The 15,218-nt window shown below is 67.7% G+C and carries 13 protein-coding genes and 2 pseudogenes; 9 read left to right on the forward strand and 6 right to left on the reverse strand.

The features are described 5' to 3' along the window. Window positions 1-151 precede the first annotated feature (151 nt). Window positions 152-1,044, reverse strand: a pseudogene (locus GAA2_RS03810) (A/G-specific adenine glycosylase). Here GAA2_RS03810 and GAA2_RS03815 point away from each other — a divergent pair. From GAA2_RS03815 to GAA2_RS03830, 4 genes and pseudogenes are all read left to right on the forward strand, one after another. Then, complete coding sequence (locus GAA2_RS03815; RefSeq protein ID WP_006435678.1) at window positions 1,043-1,693, forward strand: carbonic anhydrase; 651 nt, start codon at window positions 1,043-1,045, stop codon at window positions 1,691-1,693. The pseudogene GAA2_RS03810 and the gene GAA2_RS03815 sit on opposite strands and share 2 nt — an antisense overlap. 124 nt (window positions 1,694-1,817) lie before the next feature. Then, window positions 1,818-2,588, forward strand: coding sequence for a hypothetical protein (locus GAA2_RS03820; protein WP_006435677.1), 771 nt, complete (start codon window positions 1,818-1,820; stop codon window positions 2,586-2,588). Window positions 2,589-2,915: 327 nt separating this feature from the next. Next, on the forward strand, window positions 2,916-4,154 hold the full coding sequence (locus GAA2_RS03825; protein ID WP_159405424.1) for an IS256 family transposase: 1,239 nt from the start codon (window positions 2,916-2,918) through the stop codon (window positions 4,152-4,154). 19 nt (window positions 4,155-4,173) lie between these two features. Next, window positions 4,174-5,212: pseudogene (locus GAA2_RS03830) on the forward strand (IS481 family transposase). On the opposite strand, the gene disA reads toward GAA2_RS03830, so the two are convergent. Further along, window positions 5,209-6,294 carry a DNA integrity scanning diadenylate cyclase DisA gene (gene disA, locus GAA2_RS03835; RefSeq protein WP_006435676.1) on the reverse strand — a complete coding sequence of 362 codons (1,086 nt, stop codon included), beginning with the start codon at window positions 6,292-6,294 and terminating at the stop codon, window positions 5,209-5,211. The pseudogene GAA2_RS03830 and the gene disA sit on opposite strands and share 4 nt — an antisense overlap. Before the next feature lie 105 nt (window positions 6,295-6,399). Here disA and GAA2_RS03840 point away from each other — a divergent pair, with 105 nt between their 5' ends. Beyond that, window positions 6,400-6,930 carry a PaaI family thioesterase gene (locus tag GAA2_RS03840; RefSeq protein WP_006435675.1) on the forward strand — a complete coding sequence of 177 codons (531 nt, stop codon included), beginning with the start codon at window positions 6,400-6,402 and terminating at the stop codon, window positions 6,928-6,930. Between the two features lie 7 nt (window positions 6,931-6,937). On the opposite strand, the gene radA is transcribed toward GAA2_RS03840, so the two are convergent. Beyond that, the gene (gene radA, locus GAA2_RS03845) at window positions 6,938-8,317 is read right to left on the reverse strand and encodes a DNA repair protein RadA (RefSeq protein WP_191834740.1); all 1,380 of its coding nucleotides are present in this window, start codon (window positions 8,315-8,317) and stop codon (window positions 6,938-6,940) included. An 83-nt stretch (window positions 8,318-8,400) separates the two neighbouring features. Then, complete coding sequence (locus GAA2_RS03850; RefSeq protein WP_191834741.1) at window positions 8,401-9,111, reverse strand: hypothetical protein; 711 nt, start codon at window positions 9,109-9,111, stop codon at window positions 8,401-8,403. 324 nt (window positions 9,112-9,435) lie between these two features. Between GAA2_RS03850 and GAA2_RS03855 the strand changes: the two genes are divergently transcribed. The 3 genes from GAA2_RS03855 to ispF are packed head-to-tail and all read left to right on the forward strand — an operon-like array spanning window position 9,436 to window position 11,132. Further along, window positions 9,436-9,924: a CarD family transcriptional regulator gene (locus GAA2_RS03855; RefSeq protein ID WP_006435671.1), complete on the forward strand. Its 489-nt coding sequence runs from the start codon at window positions 9,436-9,438 to the stop codon at window positions 9,922-9,924. Window positions 9,925-9,954: 30 nt separating this feature from the next. Then, complete coding sequence (gene ispD, locus GAA2_RS03860) at window positions 9,955-10,671, forward strand: 2-C-methyl-D-erythritol 4-phosphate cytidylyltransferase (RefSeq protein WP_006435670.1); 717 nt, start codon at window positions 9,955-9,957, stop codon at window positions 10,669-10,671. After that, complete coding sequence (gene ispF, locus GAA2_RS03865) at window positions 10,668-11,132, forward strand: 2-C-methyl-D-erythritol 2,4-cyclodiphosphate synthase (protein ID WP_006435669.1); 465 nt, start codon at window positions 10,668-10,670, stop codon at window positions 11,130-11,132. Before ispD ends, ispF begins: the two co-directional genes overlap by 4 nt. Window positions 11,133-11,165: 33 nt before the next feature. Here the strand turns inward: ispF and GAA2_RS03870 are convergent, their stop codons facing one another. Beyond that, complete coding sequence (locus GAA2_RS03870) at window positions 11,166-12,401, reverse strand: nucleotide disphospho-sugar-binding domain-containing protein (RefSeq protein WP_191834742.1); 1,236 nt, start codon at window positions 12,399-12,401, stop codon at window positions 11,166-11,168. Beyond that, window positions 12,398-13,750, reverse strand: a complete 1,353-nt coding sequence (locus tag GAA2_RS03875) for a hypothetical protein (RefSeq protein WP_191834743.1) — start codon at window positions 13,748-13,750, stop codon at window positions 12,398-12,400. The genes GAA2_RS03870 and GAA2_RS03875 overlap by 4 nt, the downstream gene beginning before the upstream one ends. Before the next feature lie 377 nt (window positions 13,751-14,127). On the opposite strand from GAA2_RS03875, the gene GAA2_RS03880 reads away from it, so the two are divergent. Then, window positions 14,128-15,156, forward strand: a complete 1,029-nt coding sequence (locus GAA2_RS03880) for an alpha/beta hydrolase (protein WP_040004632.1) — start codon at window positions 14,128-14,130, stop codon at window positions 15,154-15,156. Window positions 15,157-15,218 lie beyond the last annotated feature (62 nt).

The following is a 15,218-nucleotide window of genomic DNA, read 5'->3' on the forward strand; positions in this document are numbered from 1 at the left end:
CAACGATTCGGGTGTAGCGGGAGACTATGCCCGAACGATCAAATGACTGGTCATCGATGTTGGCACGAATTATGGGCGCTCGTGGGCGAGCTGTCTTCTCGGCGTCGCCCGGTGTTTCCCGACCTGCGGTGACGCCGGTGGTCGGGCGGACTCAGCACTCGCCCGCCAGACAGTAACGGCCGTCGGCGGTGATCTCGACGAGACCGTCGAGAGGAGGGAGTCGAGGGCGCGGTCGCGCTGTGCGGTGTCGCTCGTCCACACCACGTCGAGCTTCGCCCGCTCCACCGCACCGGTGGTGCCGCGCAGTACATCCAGCAGCAGGCCACGGACCTGACGGTCGGTGCCGGCGAACTTCTGGGTCTTCCGCGGTGGGCCGGTGTGAGCGGGCCGGCCGAGTCGGACCCAGGTGCAGTCGACCAGAGGACAGTTGTCGCACTTGGGGTTCCGGGCCGTGCACACCAGCGCGCCGAGTTCCATGAGTGCCGCCGAGAACCGCGGTGCGCTGGCTGCGTAGCCGGTGGCGGCGGAGCGGGGGAGGAGCACCTCGGCGTCGTCGAGGTCGCGGCGCGACGGGTTGCCCGGCTGCTCGCGACCGTGCACCGCCCGCGCGATCACCCGGCGGACGTTGGTGTCGACGACGGGAACGGCCTGACCGTAGGCGAAGCAGGCGACCGCCCGTGCGGTGTAGTCACCGATTCCGGGGAGGGTCAGCATCGTCTCGACGTCCTCGGGCACCCGGTCGTCGTGATCGCTCGCGAGGACCTTCGAGCACTCGTGGAGGCGTAGCGCGCGTCGGGGATAGCCGAGTTTGCCCCAGGCACGGAGAACCTCGCCGGCGGATTCGGCGGCCATCGCCGACGGCACCGGCCATCGCTCGACCCAGGCCCGCCACGGCTCCAGGACGCGGGACACCGGGGTCTGCTGGAGCATGATCTCGCTGACGAGGATCTGCCACCCGGTACAGGCCGGATCCCGCCACGGCAGGTCGCGCTCGTGGGTATCGAACCAACCGATCAATCGCTCGGGTGGCACACTATTGAGCATGATCGGAAAGACACCACGTGAGGCCTGGCGCATTCTGCGCGATGGAAACGACCGTTTTGTGGCCGGAGAATCTCAACATCCGAGCCAGGGTATCGAGGATCGAACACGTCTCGCCGACGGGCAGTACCCGCACGTGGTGCTGTTCGGCTGCGCGGACTCCCGCCTGGCCGCCGAGATCATCTTCGACCAGGGACTCGGCGACATGTTCGTGGTCCGCACCGCCGGTCACGTCATCGACTCGGCGGTGATGGGCTCGCTCGAGTACGCCGTCGAGATTCTCGACGTCCCGCTGATCGTCCTCCTCGGCCACGACAGCTGTGGCGCGGTGAAGGCGACCCTCGACGCCCTCGACGACCTCCAGATCCCCGGCGGCTACATCCGCGACGTCGTCGAACGCGTCACGCCGAGCATTCTGGCCGGACGCAGTGAGGGCCTGACCCGGGTCGACGAGTTCGAGGCCCGTCACGTCGTCGAGACCGGACGCCTGCTCATGCAGCGCAGCCGGATCATCGCCGACCGCATCAGCACCGGCAACCTGGCGATCGTCGGCTTGACGTACAAGCTGAGCGAGGGCCGGGTGAGCCTCCAGGGCGTCTTCGGCGACATCGGCGAGCATCCCCGGGCCGAAGCGGTGCCCGAGAGCGCCTGACCCTCCGAGCGGCCCCGAGCCTGAAGGCGAACTCTAGACTTTGCCTGTTCGGGGCCGCTTTTCGGCCGCGACACGCCGCACGTGATCAACCGGAAGTCAAGACCCGGCCGTTAGCGTTGTGGGCGTGATCGAACCCCAGGGCCCGCTGCCACCCGAGATCTACTGGCGACGACGCGTTGTCGCCGGGGGTGGTGCGCTGGTCATCGTGGGGCTGGTCGTCGCCCTCATCGTGTGGATGACCTCCGGTGGAGACGCTCCGCAGAACACTGCGGCCACCTCGTCCGCGTCGAGCAGTGCGGCTCCGTCCTCGGAGTCGGCACCGCCGTCGTCCGAACCGCCCGCCGCCGGCGACGCCGGTGCCGGTGGTGCTCCGGGCGGCAATGCTCCCGCGGGTGGAGGAGCGCCGGGCGGTGCGCCCGCATCGGCGTCCTCACCTCCGGAATCGGCGAGTCCGGCCGGCGCACCGGGAGGTCCCGCGGGCCCCAACCTCTGTCCGGATCAGGCGATCTCGGTGGTCCTCTACACCGACAAGCCGACATACACGATCGGTCAGCAACCGGTCTTCACGATCGTCACCACCAATGCCGGGCTGTCCGAATGCACCCGCGACGTGGGCAAGTCGGTCCAGAACGTCATCGTCCGGACTCTCGACGGATCGCGCACCCTGTGGTCGGCGCGGGACTGTTCACCGCTGGACACGGTGAACAACGTGGTTCTCAAGCCCGCACAGCAGGTCAAGGACACCATCACCTGGTCGGGTACCACCAGTAGCCCCGGCTGTGAGCGCCCGCGGACTCAGGTGCCCGCCGGTTCGTACTCGGCCATCGGCAAGATCGGGGAGCGCGAGTCGTTCCCGATCACCTTCAACGTGGTCGCCCCGGCGCAAGAGCCCTGATCGTTTCGTTCTCGTCGGGCCGCTAGTTTTACTGACCCGGGACGTTAGGTACGGGGTTCGGCGAGTCGGCGTGACATAGGGAAGACCTCCGAGTGAGGTGTGGAGCTGTCTAAGAACCGCTCCTCAACCCGGAGGTCTTCATGTCTCACCGTAATTCACCGTTGTCCCCGACTGGCCGGCTGCGTGGGTGAGTCCCCTGGTGTGGTGGGGTTTCGGGGCTGGGGTGAGGCCGTCACGTTGCGTGTCGGTGCCCCTGTTGAGGCGGGCCATCGCGTAGTGGTCAGTGAGTTACCTACCCAGTGACTCAACAGAAGGACACACGACGCGATGACCCACGATCATTCTGCCTTGCTCGCCCAGCTCGATGCACTTACGGCCGCTGATTCCGGCGCGGTGTTCGCCGAGTTGATCCGAGCGGGCCTACAAGCCCTGATCGAGGCCGAGGCCAGCGAGAAAATCGGTGCCGGCCGCTATGAGCGTTCCGCGGAACGCTCGACTCACCGTAACGGCCACCGCACCAAGACCGTGTCAACGACCTCGGGTGATGTCGAGGTCAAGATCCCCAAGCTACGATCCGGGTCGTTCTTCCCGAGCCTGCTCGAACGACGCAGACGCATCGACAAAGCACTGCACGCAGTGGTGATGGAGGCCTACGTCCACGGCGTGTCCACGCGCTCGGTCGATGACCTCGTCAACGCCCTCGGCGTGTCCTCGGGCATCTCCAAGTCCGAAGTCTCCCGCATCTGCGCCGGCCTCGACCAGGAAGTGGCCGCGTTCCGCGAGCGCTCGCTGACCCACACCGAGTTCCCGTACGTGTTCGCCGATGCCACTTTCTGCAAGGTTCGCGTCGGTGCCCACGTGGTGTCGCAAGCGTTGGTCGTGGCGACGGGAGTGTCGATCGACGGCACCCGTGAAGTGTTGGGTACCGCAGTCGGCGACTCGGAGTCCTTCGAGTTCTGGCGTGAATTCCTCGCCTCCCTCAAAGCGCGGGGTCTGTCTGGGGTGCATCTGGTCATCTCCGATGCCCACGCCGGATTGAAAGCCGCTGTGGCCCAACAGTTCACCGGCTCATCGTGGCAGCGATGCCGGGTTCACTTCATGCGGAACCTGCACGGTGCGGTGTCAGCAAAACAGGCACCCGTGGTGACCGCGGCGGTCAAGACCATCTTCGCTCACACCGAGCCCGCCGAGGTCGCCGCGCAGTGGGACCAGGTCGCCGACACCCTGGAATCGTCGTTCCCGAAGGTGGCGGCGATGATGGCCGATGCCAAACCCGACGTGCTCGCGTTCACCGCGTTCCCACACGCGCACTGGCAGAAGATCTGGTCCAACAATCCCATCGAACGGCTCAACAAGGAGATCAAACGCCGTGCCGATGTCGTCGAGATCTTCCCCAACCCCGCCGCGTTCCTGCGGTTGGCGACCGCGGTCGTGATCGAGGCCCACGACGAGTGGCAAGTCACCCGCCGCTACCTCTCCGACATCAGCATGGCCGAACTTCGCAAAGTCATCGCCGCCAAACATCAAGCCACCGAAACAGTCGACGAAACACGCCAAATCGCCTAACATTCACCACGACTCGTTGATCACAACGCGTGGCTCACGCCGGTCCGAAGTCCACCACCCCAAGGGGCGCTATCGGCTGCGTCTGGCTCGGTGTGTTGTCGAGGATGGGTGGCCGCTGCGGCGTGCCGCGGACCGTTTCAATGTCTCGGTGACCACGCGCCGAACGGTGGGCCGACCGCTACCGCGACCACGGGCCCGCAGGGATGGTTGACCGCTCAAGCCGGCCCCGCTCATGCCCGCATCGCACCACCCGTCGCCGGGAACGCCGGGTGGTGGGGTTACGCGTGTCGCGCCGTTGGAGACCAGCTCGGATCGCGTTCCACCTGGGGTTGAACGTGTCCACAATCCACCGCATCCTCACCCGGTACCAGTGTGTGCGGTTGTCGTGGACCGACCCGGCCACCGGAGCACCGGTGCGTGCACGACGACGTGAGGTTCGCCGGTATGAACGCGAAGCTGCCGGGGACTTGATCCACGTCGACATCAAGAAGCTGGGCAGGATCCCCGACGGTGGCGGGCACCGCGTGCACGGCCGCACCCGAGGCGGCCGCAATTCCAGTGCCCATCGCGATCCGTCCCGGCCCCGCACCGTGCATGGCCGCCCCAACCTGGGATACGCCTACCTGCACCACGCCGTCGACGATCACTCCCGATACGCCTATTCGGAGATCCTCGCTGATGAGAAGAAGGAAACCGCGACCGCGTTCATGACGCGTGCCGTGGCCCACTTTGCCTCGATCGGCGTCACGACCACACGGGTGATGACCGACAACGGGTCCTGTTACCGGTCCAGAATGTTCCGGAAACGATTGGCCGACAACGGGATCAAACACAAATGGACACGACCGTACCGGCCGCAAACCAACGGCAAGGTGGAACGATTCAACCGCACACTGCAAGAGGAATGGGCCTACGCCCGCCCCTACAACAGCGAGACCGAACGCGTGGCCGCCTTCGACGAGTTCCTGCGCATCTACAATCCCGAACGCAGCCACACCGCACTCAGAGGCGACTCACCCGCCGACCGCGTACCCAACCTGGCGGGTCAGTACAGCTAGTCGTAGCGCTCGATGCTCGTCTCCGCGAGGCGGGACAGTCCCTCGCGGATGTGCCTCGCCCAGATGCTCCCGATGCCCTCGACGGCCTGCAGGTCGGCCGACGTGCTGGCAAGCAGCGCCTGCAGGGTGCCGAAGCTGCGAACGAGCCGGTCCACGTGCGCGAACTGCAACCGTGAGATGCGGGCGAGCAGCCGGTAGCCGCGCGGACTCATGGCGTTGTCCTGGGCCTCGATGGTCGTCGGGTAGCCGAAGGCGCCGGCGAGCTGGGTGAGGTCGAGCAGATCGGCGTCGCTGAGTCCCTCGATGACCTCGAGGGCTTGGCGTACATCCTCGGCGGTGGCCGGTTCGGGGCTGGCGAAGTAGTCGCGGACGAGGAGTTCGCGCATCGTGTCGTTGTCGCTGATGAGCTCCTCGAGCTGCAGGCTCACCTGCCGGCCGTTGGTGCCGAGTTCGAGGACGTACTCTTCGATCTCCACCGACACGCGCCGCACCATCTCCATGCGCTGTGCGGTCGACATGGCGTCGCGCAGCAGCACGTAGTCCTCGATCTCGGCTCGCGACAGCGCGGCGATGACCTCGTCGAGGCGTGCCTTGTACCGCTCCAGGGTCGCCAGGGCGACGTTCGCGCGCGAGAGGATGGGGTCGGGGCTCTCCACGACGCGGCGGGCGCCGTCGACGTAGACGCTGACGATCGACATCGAGGCACTGACCGAGATCACCGGATGGCCGGTCTGGATCGCGGTGCGTTCGGCGTTGCGGTGCCGGGTACCCGACTCCTCGGTGGGGATCGACGGATCCGGCACGAGCTGGACGTTGGCGCGCACGATGCGCTTGCCGTCGGTCGACAGCACCACCGCCCCGTCCATCTTCGCCAGTTCGCGCAGCCGCGTCGGGGCGAATTCGACGTCGAGGTGGAAGCCGCCGTCGCAGATCTTCTCCACGTCTGAGTCGTGCCCGAGCACGATCAGGGCGCCGGTGCCGCCACGCAGGATCCGTTCCAGGCCGTCGCGCAGCGGGGTGCCCGGCGCGACGCGCGCCAGGGTCTCGCGCGTGAGCTCGGACTTCACCGCATCGGTCAGCACTGTTTCCCCTTCGGCAGCCGAGTCTCCCCGGGACGGGCGACTCGCGTCTGCGCGGGTCGTCGACGGTGACTAGGGTACCGGGATGTGAAGAGCAGCAGTTTTGTGGTGCCCGACGAGCTCGACGTGCTCGAGCGTCATCCGAAGACGGCCAAGCCCGGTGAGGTCATGCGACCACACAACCTGATGTGCTTCGGCTGCGGCGCGGAATCCCCGCACGGTCTGCACCTCGAGATGTACGCCGGCGAGGGCTTCACCGTGGAGGCGAAGATGCCTGTCGAGCAGTGGATGGAGGGTGGGCCGGGCGTGATCCACGGCGGCATCCTCTCCAGTGCGCTGGACGACGTCATGGGTATGACGCCGCGACTCCTCGGCCCGCCCGGGGTGACCGTCCACCTCCAGGTTGATTTCTTGCAGCCGATCCCGGTGGGCAAGACGCTTCATATCCGCGCGGAGATCCTGGGCCGGCAGCGGCGCAAGATCTACACCGAAGGTGTTGCGCACCTGGGTGATCCGGGGCGGCCGGTGGCGCGCGCGAACGGTGTGTTCGTGACCGTCGACGTCCGGGAGCACTTCGCCGAGCACGTCGAGAACAGTGCGAAGGCGGCGGAGTATCTGGGCGGCAAACCGCAGCTCTGACGAGGGGTCAGAACGGCGCGTCCACCGGGTCGGAGTCGCGCAGGTGAACGGCGTCGCCGAGGTTGGCGACCCGGAGGATGCGAATGCCCTTCGGGAGTTCCTCGTCGGTGGCCGCGGGGATGATCGCCTCCCGGAAACCGAGTCGCTTGGCCTCCGCCAGGCGGCGAGCGACCGCGGAGACCCGACGGATCTCGCCGCCGAGACCGACCTCCCCGATGACGACGGTCGACTGGGGGACCGGTCGCTGGGTCAGGGTCGAATAGACCGAGAGCGCGATCGCGAGATCGGCGGCGGGTTCGGTCACACGCATGCCGCCGACCGTCGAGAGGTAGACCTCGGACTTCGCCAGTTCCTTGCGGCCGGCGCGTGCCTGGAGGACGGCGAGGACCATCGCCACCCGGTTGAAGTCCAGACCTGACACCGCCCGACGGGGGTTGGACATCTCGGTGCCGTTGGCGAGTGCCTGGACCTCGCCGACAAGCGCGCGTTTGCCGTCCATCGTCACCATGGTGACGCTGCCGCTCACATCCGAATCCCGTTGGTGCAGAAAGATTCCCGACGGATCGGGAACCTGGTGGATGCCGTCGTCGCGCTGTTCGAAGCAGCCGACCTCGTCGGCGGCGCCGAAGCGGTTCTTCACGCCCCGGACCATGCGCAGCGTCGAGTGCTTGTCGCCCTCGAAGGCGAGTACGACATCGACGAGGTGCTCGAGTGAGCGGGGACCGGCGACCGCGCCCTCCTTGGTCACGTGGCCCACCAGGATCACCGCGATGCCCCGGTTCTTCGCCAGCGAGACCAGCGCGGTGGTGACGGCACGGATCTGCGTGACGCCACCGGTGACGCCGTCGGCGCCGGAGGCCACGACGGTCTGGACCGAGTCGATGATCATCAGCGTCGGCCGCACGGTGTCGGCGTGGCCGAGGATGGTCGCGAGATCGGTCTCGGCGGCGAGGTAGACGTTGGGGTGCACCGCGCCGGTGCGCTCGGCCCGCATCCGGACCTGTCCGGCCGACTCCTCGCCGGTGATGTACAGCGCGACGCGATCCTTGGCGGCCCAGTGTTTGACGGCTTCGAGCAGCAGCGTCGACTTGCCCACACCGGGTTCTCCGGCGAGCAGGATGACCGACCCCGGGACGACGCCGCGCCCGAGGACGCGGTCGAGCTCACCGATACCGGTCGGCACCGCCGCCGACGACTCTGCGTCGACCTCGGTGATGCGCAGAGCCGGGCTCGACGGTGCCACCGCGGCGGTCGTCCGCGAGGACGTGGGCACGGCGGCGACCTCGTCGATCGATCCCCACTCGCCGCATTCGGGGCAGCGTCCGACCCATTTGGCGACCTGGTGACCGCAACCGGCGCAGCGATACGAGGATTTGGGTTTTGCCACCCGGTCAGCCTAGGCGGGCGCACCGACAAAACAGACGAGGCCCGGCGGATGCCAGGCCTCGTCGTGTGTGTTCCGGGGAGGGGTCAGTGCCCGCCGCCCTCTTCGTTTCCGGTCTCCGGAGCGCCGCCTTCGCCCTCGCCGCCTTCGCCCTCGCCGTGGCCCTGGTTGTAGAACGTCGGCTCCGCGTTGCGGGCGACGTCCTGGCGCTCGAGCTTCGCGCCGGCATCGACCGGGGTCTGCACGGTGGTCTCACCGGCGGGGACCCACGAGCCGTTGCTCTCGCGCTTCTCGAAGACGAACGTCAGTTCGGTGGTCAGTCCGCTGGCGACGGTGTCACCGGCGTTGGTCAGCTCGGCGGTGATCTTCTTCTCGCCGTCACGCGTGGCGCCGACGGGTGTGCCGCCGCGCAGGGCCTGGCCCGGCGGGATGACGCGATCGGCGGAGTCGCTGCCCTCGACGAACTCGATCGACCCCTTCTCGGGCTTGATCTCCTTCAGGCGGTAGTAGACCGTCGGGTCGGAGTTCGCGACGACGAACGCGATCTCGAAGGGCCCGCCGTTGCCGAAGACGGTCGGTGCGTCCTTCTCCGGGTAGACGATCTGCACGTCCCGCAGCTGCAGCGAGTCGATGTTGACGTTCGCGCCGTTGACGGCGGGCAGCTGGTTGGCGGTCTGCGAGATCTGTCCCGCACCGCAACCGGTGGTGCCCAGGGCAACGGCGATGCCGATCGTGGCTACTGCGGTGGCCAGACGAGATGGCCGAACCGCCGACCGCCGTGCGGATAGTGGAAGCACTGACACCCGATCCTCCCAGGTCAAACGAAGTCGAATTGCAGCGCGCGAAACCCTGCACTACGCAGCGTAGTGGGGGCCGTGCGGAAAAGTCCGCCCGGGTGCCCGATTCGTGTCCGCACGGGCGTGTCCACCGGGTCGGCGAAGGGGTCCGGACGGCTGCCCCGGGCCAGGTGTTGCGTGATGCCCAACACGCTGCTACGGCACCCCTTGCCACCTCGCAAGAGGCGGCACTGAAACCGGTTCACCGCGTTGACCTGCACCGTTGGGTGGGGCCCCCGGAACGCCCCGTGCTAGACTGGGTTCACTCGAAAGGGGCAAGGAACATTGAATTTCAAAGTTGGCGACACCGTCGTTTACCCCCATCACGGTGCTGCTCGGGTCGAAGACATCGTTACCCGGACCATCAAGGGTGAGCAGATCGAATACCTTGTTCTCAAGGTTGCCGACGGTGACATGACCGTTCAGATTCCCTCGACGAAGCTGGAATACGTGGGCGTCCGCGACGTGGTCGGGCAGGAGGGTCTCGACCAGGTCTTCCAGGTGCTGCGGGCCCCGCACACCGAAGAGCCGACCAACTGGGCACGGCGCTTCAAGGCGAACCAGGAGAAGCTCATCTCGGGCGACATCATCAAGGTCGCCGAGATCGTGCGCGACCTGTGGCGTCGTGAGCAGGACCGCGGACTGTCGGCCGGTGAGAAGCGGATGCTGACCCGTGCCCGTCGGGTCCTCGTGGACGAACTGTCGCTCGCGCAGAACACCGATGACGAGAAGGCGACCAGCATTCTGGACGAGGTCCTCGCTGCCGCCTCCTGACGTCGGGTCGTGCCTGGCTCAGGAACCCAATTGACCACCACGCCGGGTGATTCCGGCGCAAGAGTCTGCGTCATCATCCCGGCTGCCGGGTCGGGAACCCGACTCGGCGAGCCGGTTCCCAAGGCTTTCGTCGACCTGTGCGGCGTCACGATCATCGAGCGTTGCGTCGACAACATCCCCGACTCGCTCGGGGCGTCGATCGTCGTCGTGGTACCGGCCGACCTCGTGGAGCGTGCTCGAGAGCTGCTCCCCGGGGTCGTCGTCGTGTCGGGTGGCGCCCACCGGTCCGACTCGGTGCGCGCGGGTATCGCCGCGGCGGACGCTGCGCAGATACTCCTCGTCCATGACGCGGCGCGGCCGCTCACACCCGCTCATGTCTTCACGAGCGTCGTGCAAGCCGTGGCCGCCGGTCACCCAGCCGTGGTGCCCGGGTTGCCCGTCGTCGACACCCTCAAGCAGGTCGCGCCGGACGCGAACGGCCTCGAACTCGTGACCCGGACCGTCGACCGCGAGGAACTCCGCGCCGTGCAGACCCCGCAGGGTTTCACCCGCGAGGCGTTGCTGCGGGCACACGCCGACGACTCCGGTCTCGCGACCGACGACGCCGGCCTCGCCGAACGCTGCGGAATCCCCGTTCACGTCGTCCCGGGAGACCCTCTCGCCATGAAGATCACCACACCGTGGGACCTCCGTATCGTCCGGAGCGTCGTCGGCGAACCTGCATCCGGCCCCGAGGCCCGACGATGAGGGTCGGGATCGGTACCGACGCGCATCGGGTCGACTCCTCGGCCGAATGCTGGATGGTCGGCCTGCGCTTTCCCGACGAGCCCGGTTGTGAGGGCCATTCCGACGGCGACGTCGGCGCTCACGCACTGTGTGACGCGGTGCTCTCGGCCGCCGGACTCGGCGACGTCGGCTCGGTGTTCGGCACCGGACGGCCCGAATGGGAGGGCGTCTCGGGAGTCGCGATGCTCACCCATGTGGCCGAGCTGATCGCCGCCGAAGGGTTTCGCGTCGTGAACGCCGCCGTCCAGGTGATCGGCAACCGTCCCAAGATCGGTCCGCGTCGTGCGGAGGCGCAGGAAGTGCTGTCGGCGGCCGTCGGCGGACCCGTGTCCGTGTCGGCGACGACCACCGATGGTCTCGGCATGACCGGTCGGGGCGAGGGGATCGCCGCGGTCGCCACCGCGCTTCTCGACGACGTCTAGTTCGGTTCGTCGACCGCAGCGCGGGGAGTTGGCTCAGCGTGACGCCGCGTCCAGCAAGATCTCGCAGGCACGGTCGACGGCATCGGCCGGCGGCGTGAGTTCTCGGCCGAGACGCGCGGCCGCGGCGGCCACCGCCGGATCGGTGAGCAGGTCGAGGTCGGACGGACCGAAACGTGCCAGCTTGTTTCCGGAGCCGGCGCCTGCCCGCCGAAGGGCTGCCGCCCACATCGGCTGATCCGCACTGAGCCAGGCGATCACCGACGGGATACCCGCCCGGGTCGCCGCCGCAGTGGTGCCGGCGCCCCCGTGGTGCACCGCGCCGCGACACCGGGGCAACAGGGCCTCGTGGTCGACCGGTTGGTCGAGGTGTAGAAGCCGCTCACGTCGGGGGAGTTCGTGATCGGTGTGCCCGATGACCCGCAGCCCGCGATCGAGGAGAGTGGTGACGATTCCTCCGATCTGTTCGGCGGTGATCTTCATGCTGCCGAAGCCGACGTAGACGGGTTCCTCGCCGGCGGTCGCCCACTCGACCGCATGTGAGGTGGCGTCGTCGCCGTTCAGGAGTGCGGCACGAGTGTCCTTGTCCGGCAACAGGAATCCGACGAGCGGACGTTGCGGCCCCCAGTCGCTCTCCAGTCCGGGGAAGAGGGCGGCATCGTAGGCCTGGACCTCCGGTCTGCCCTGACGCCGAAGTCGGCTTCCCAGTGGGCCTTTCGCCGGCGGGAGGTCGAGTTCGCTTCGCAGTCGGCGATCCGCCGAGCGCGTGGTCATCCAGTACGTCTGGTCGGCCAGCCACCACAACGCCCGGGAGACCGGGCGCGGGTTGCTTCGGTATCCGACGTCCACTCCCGCATTGGGCCGCAAGGGGCAGTAGTGCAACGGCGCGAACGGGATCCCGCGGCTCTCGGCGATCGCATCGGCGCGGTCCTGTGCCAGCGGTCCGGTCACGAGAATGTCCGAGACATCCGCGAGTTCACTCATCACCTGCTCCGAGGTGGCGCGACCGTGGTCGGCGACCTCGCGTAGGGCCGCGAGTCGCACCTTCGGGTTCTTCGACTTCAGTCGCTGCTTGACCAGCGGACTGGCCAACAACTCGCCCGTCGAGGGCGCGAGCACCCGGGTGTCCAGGCCGGTGGCGGCCGTCAGCTCGACCAGATCCTCGGGGACCGCGAACCGGACCTCGTGCCTGCGCCGGGCGAGTTCGGCGCCGACGGCCACCGCCGGCTGGATGTCGCCGCGGCTGCCGTGAACAGTGAACGAAACCCTCATGCGCCCCAACCGGTTCCGTGCAGTCCCCAGGCTGCGAGCTCGTCGGTCAGCAGACCGCGCATCGCTGAGGCGTCGGGGATGCGCACCGGGTCGAGCGAGCTGACACTCAACATCACGTGGTCGCCGTTGATCCCGAGCCATCCGCTGATACCGCCCTTGCGGTCGCGCAGTTGGGTCACGTCCTCGGTCACGGTGACGGCCCGGATCGCCATCGTGGCGCGGGTGCCGGTGCCGAGCGTGACGAACTCGTCGGGCATCGGACCGAGGTTCGACGCCAGACACAGCGGGGTAGAGGCGTTGGCCGCGAGGCGTCGGGCGATGGAGTCGTTCACTGCCTGCAGGATGACCGCGCTGTTGGCCACCGCGCTGGACTTCTCCGCCAGACGGCCGTAGGCCTCTTTGCAGGCGACGCGGACATCGGTCAAGTCCTCGTACCGGCCGGGCGCAACCTCGACGAAAGCCGTCGCACCCGAGGTCGCGTTGGCGCGTCGGTCGCCATCCGTACGGGTGGAGACCGGCAGCGACACCGGAACCACGTCGCCGTCGGAAACCCGGCCGCAGCGTTTCAGGATGCCGACCATCAATGCTGCGAACAGACTGTTGTCCGTGCCACCGCGCGACGTCGCCGCTGCCGCGTAGTCGGCGTGCGGGATGAGCACGGTCGCGTTCGGCGTGGCTTCGGCCCCGGTCAGGTCGGTGTCGGGGGCGGGGTTGTCTGTCACCCGGGCGGGTGACTCCGGTGATCCCCCCCGGCTCTCGCGCCACACGCGGTAGGCGGTCGTGCCCGCGGTGCGGAGCAGGTCCACTGCGTCGAACACGTCGTCGGCGATCCCGGGCGTGGTTCCGGGGAGATAGGGGGTGACGTTGACCGCCTCGACGATCGCGGAGGTACCCGCACCGCCGTCGGCGATGACGTGAGCGATCGTCAGCGATACCACGACCGAGGCATCGTCGACGGTACGGGCGACGGACAGCCGCCAGGCGGGACCGTTCACGATGTCGAGCGGGTCGAGAGCCCGGGCGCGACCCCACGCCTCTTCTCCGCCGGCCGGCAGGGGCTCGGTGTCGATGGCGAAGTCGCCTGCGTCGTGCGTGTAGCGCCAGTAGGCCCGTCCCGGCCCGCGGTGACTCCCGACCAGCCGGCCGAGACGTCCACGACGCAGTCGCTCGGCCACCGACGCGATGGCGTCGACGTCGATCGTGCCGGGGAACCGCCAGAGCGTCTGCGTGACGACGGGAAGATCGAGCACGACGTCCATCTTCACGAAGAGGTCGTCGTCGGGTGTGAGCCGATCCACAGGGACGTCCCGGCTGACCCGGGTGGACCGGCCGAAGGGTGCGAGTTTCATGTCTGCAGCTGCCGTTCGTGCATGCAAAAAGTCGGTGATCGATGTAGACGATGGTCCAGAAATCACGGTCATCGGTCCCGGCGGCTGCGGTGCGGCGCACGGCCGTACAGGCCGACAGGACACCGCAACCCTACCCGAGGCCCTCGGGTTCTCCGGGTCCACGGCGGCTCGGTGTCGAATCACCCCGAGCGGGCGATACGTCCCTGATTTTCGCTGATCGCCCGGGAGTTTTTTCGTTTGTCCAACTATCAATTCGCCGCGAAGCAGGTTACTGTCGTCATCACTGTGAGGTGCGCCTAACTTCGGTGGCCTTCAGCATCTTGTTGCCATCGGGTCATTCCATTGATCCTTTCGCAGAATCCGGAGGACGCGACGACATGACGGGTGCCGCCCGCCGTACATCAGATCGCCGCGTGGCATCGCAGACCACCGCTCTCATCGCCATACTGGCGGCTGCGCTGACGGCCTTTGCCGGTCTGGCGCAGGCGGGCGGGGCGAATGCGGCGCCGACTCGTTCGACCATCGAGCGCGTCGTGGCGGAAGGCCCGCACTCCCACGGTGTGTACGTCTACTCCGCAGCCATGCAGAAGACCGTCAAGGTGCAGGTCGTGACACCTGAGGCATCGGCTGGGCCCCGCCCGTCGCTGTACCTGCTGGGTGGTCTGGGTGAGGAGAACCCGGAGAAGAGCATCTGGACTCTGAAGACCGACGTCGCGGGCTTCTACGCCGACAAGAACGTCAACGTCGTCATGCCCATCGCGGGCAACGGCAGTCTCTACACCGACTGGCAGCGCGACGATCCTGTGCTCGGTCGCTACAAATGGGAGACATTTCTCACGCGCGAGTTGCCCCCGCTGATCGACGAACGCTTCGACGGCAACGGTGCACGTGGTCTCGCCGGACTGTCCATGGGGGCCGGCGCCGCGCTGGTCCTCGCCGTCCGGAACCCCGGTTTCTACGACACGGTCGCCGCCTACAGCGGGTGCTTCACGACCACCGGACCTGCTGGTCAGGCATACCCGCGAGGCATCGTGACCGCCTTCGGTGGCAACCCCGACAACATGTGGGGGCCGCCGTCCGACCCCGCCTGGGCCGCGCACGACGTTCTCTTGCGGGCCGCCGGTCTGAGAGGCACCGAGGTCTACGTCTCCACCGGGACCGGACGGCCTGGCAAGTACGACGCTCCCGGTTATCCTGGCAACGACGATCCGACCGATCGTCAGGTCGTGGGTGGTGCGATCGAGCTCGGCGCGCTGTGGTGTACGCAGCAGCTGCAGGCCCGACTCGGACAGTTGAAGATTCCCGCCACCATCCGATATGTCGATCCCGGCACGCACTCGTGGCCGTACTGGGTGGACCAGCAGCGCCAGTCCTGGCCCACGATTGCCCGCGGATTGGGTTTGTGACCGTGCGCGGATCGTTTACGGACGGATGAGGAGGTGGGTCTCCGACGGCTGTCGCCGGCGGA

This window comes from Gordonia ajococcus (genome assembly GCF_012974285.1).
Lineage (GTDB): Bacteria > Actinomycetota > Actinomycetes > Mycobacteriales > Mycobacteriaceae > Gordonia > Gordonia amicalis.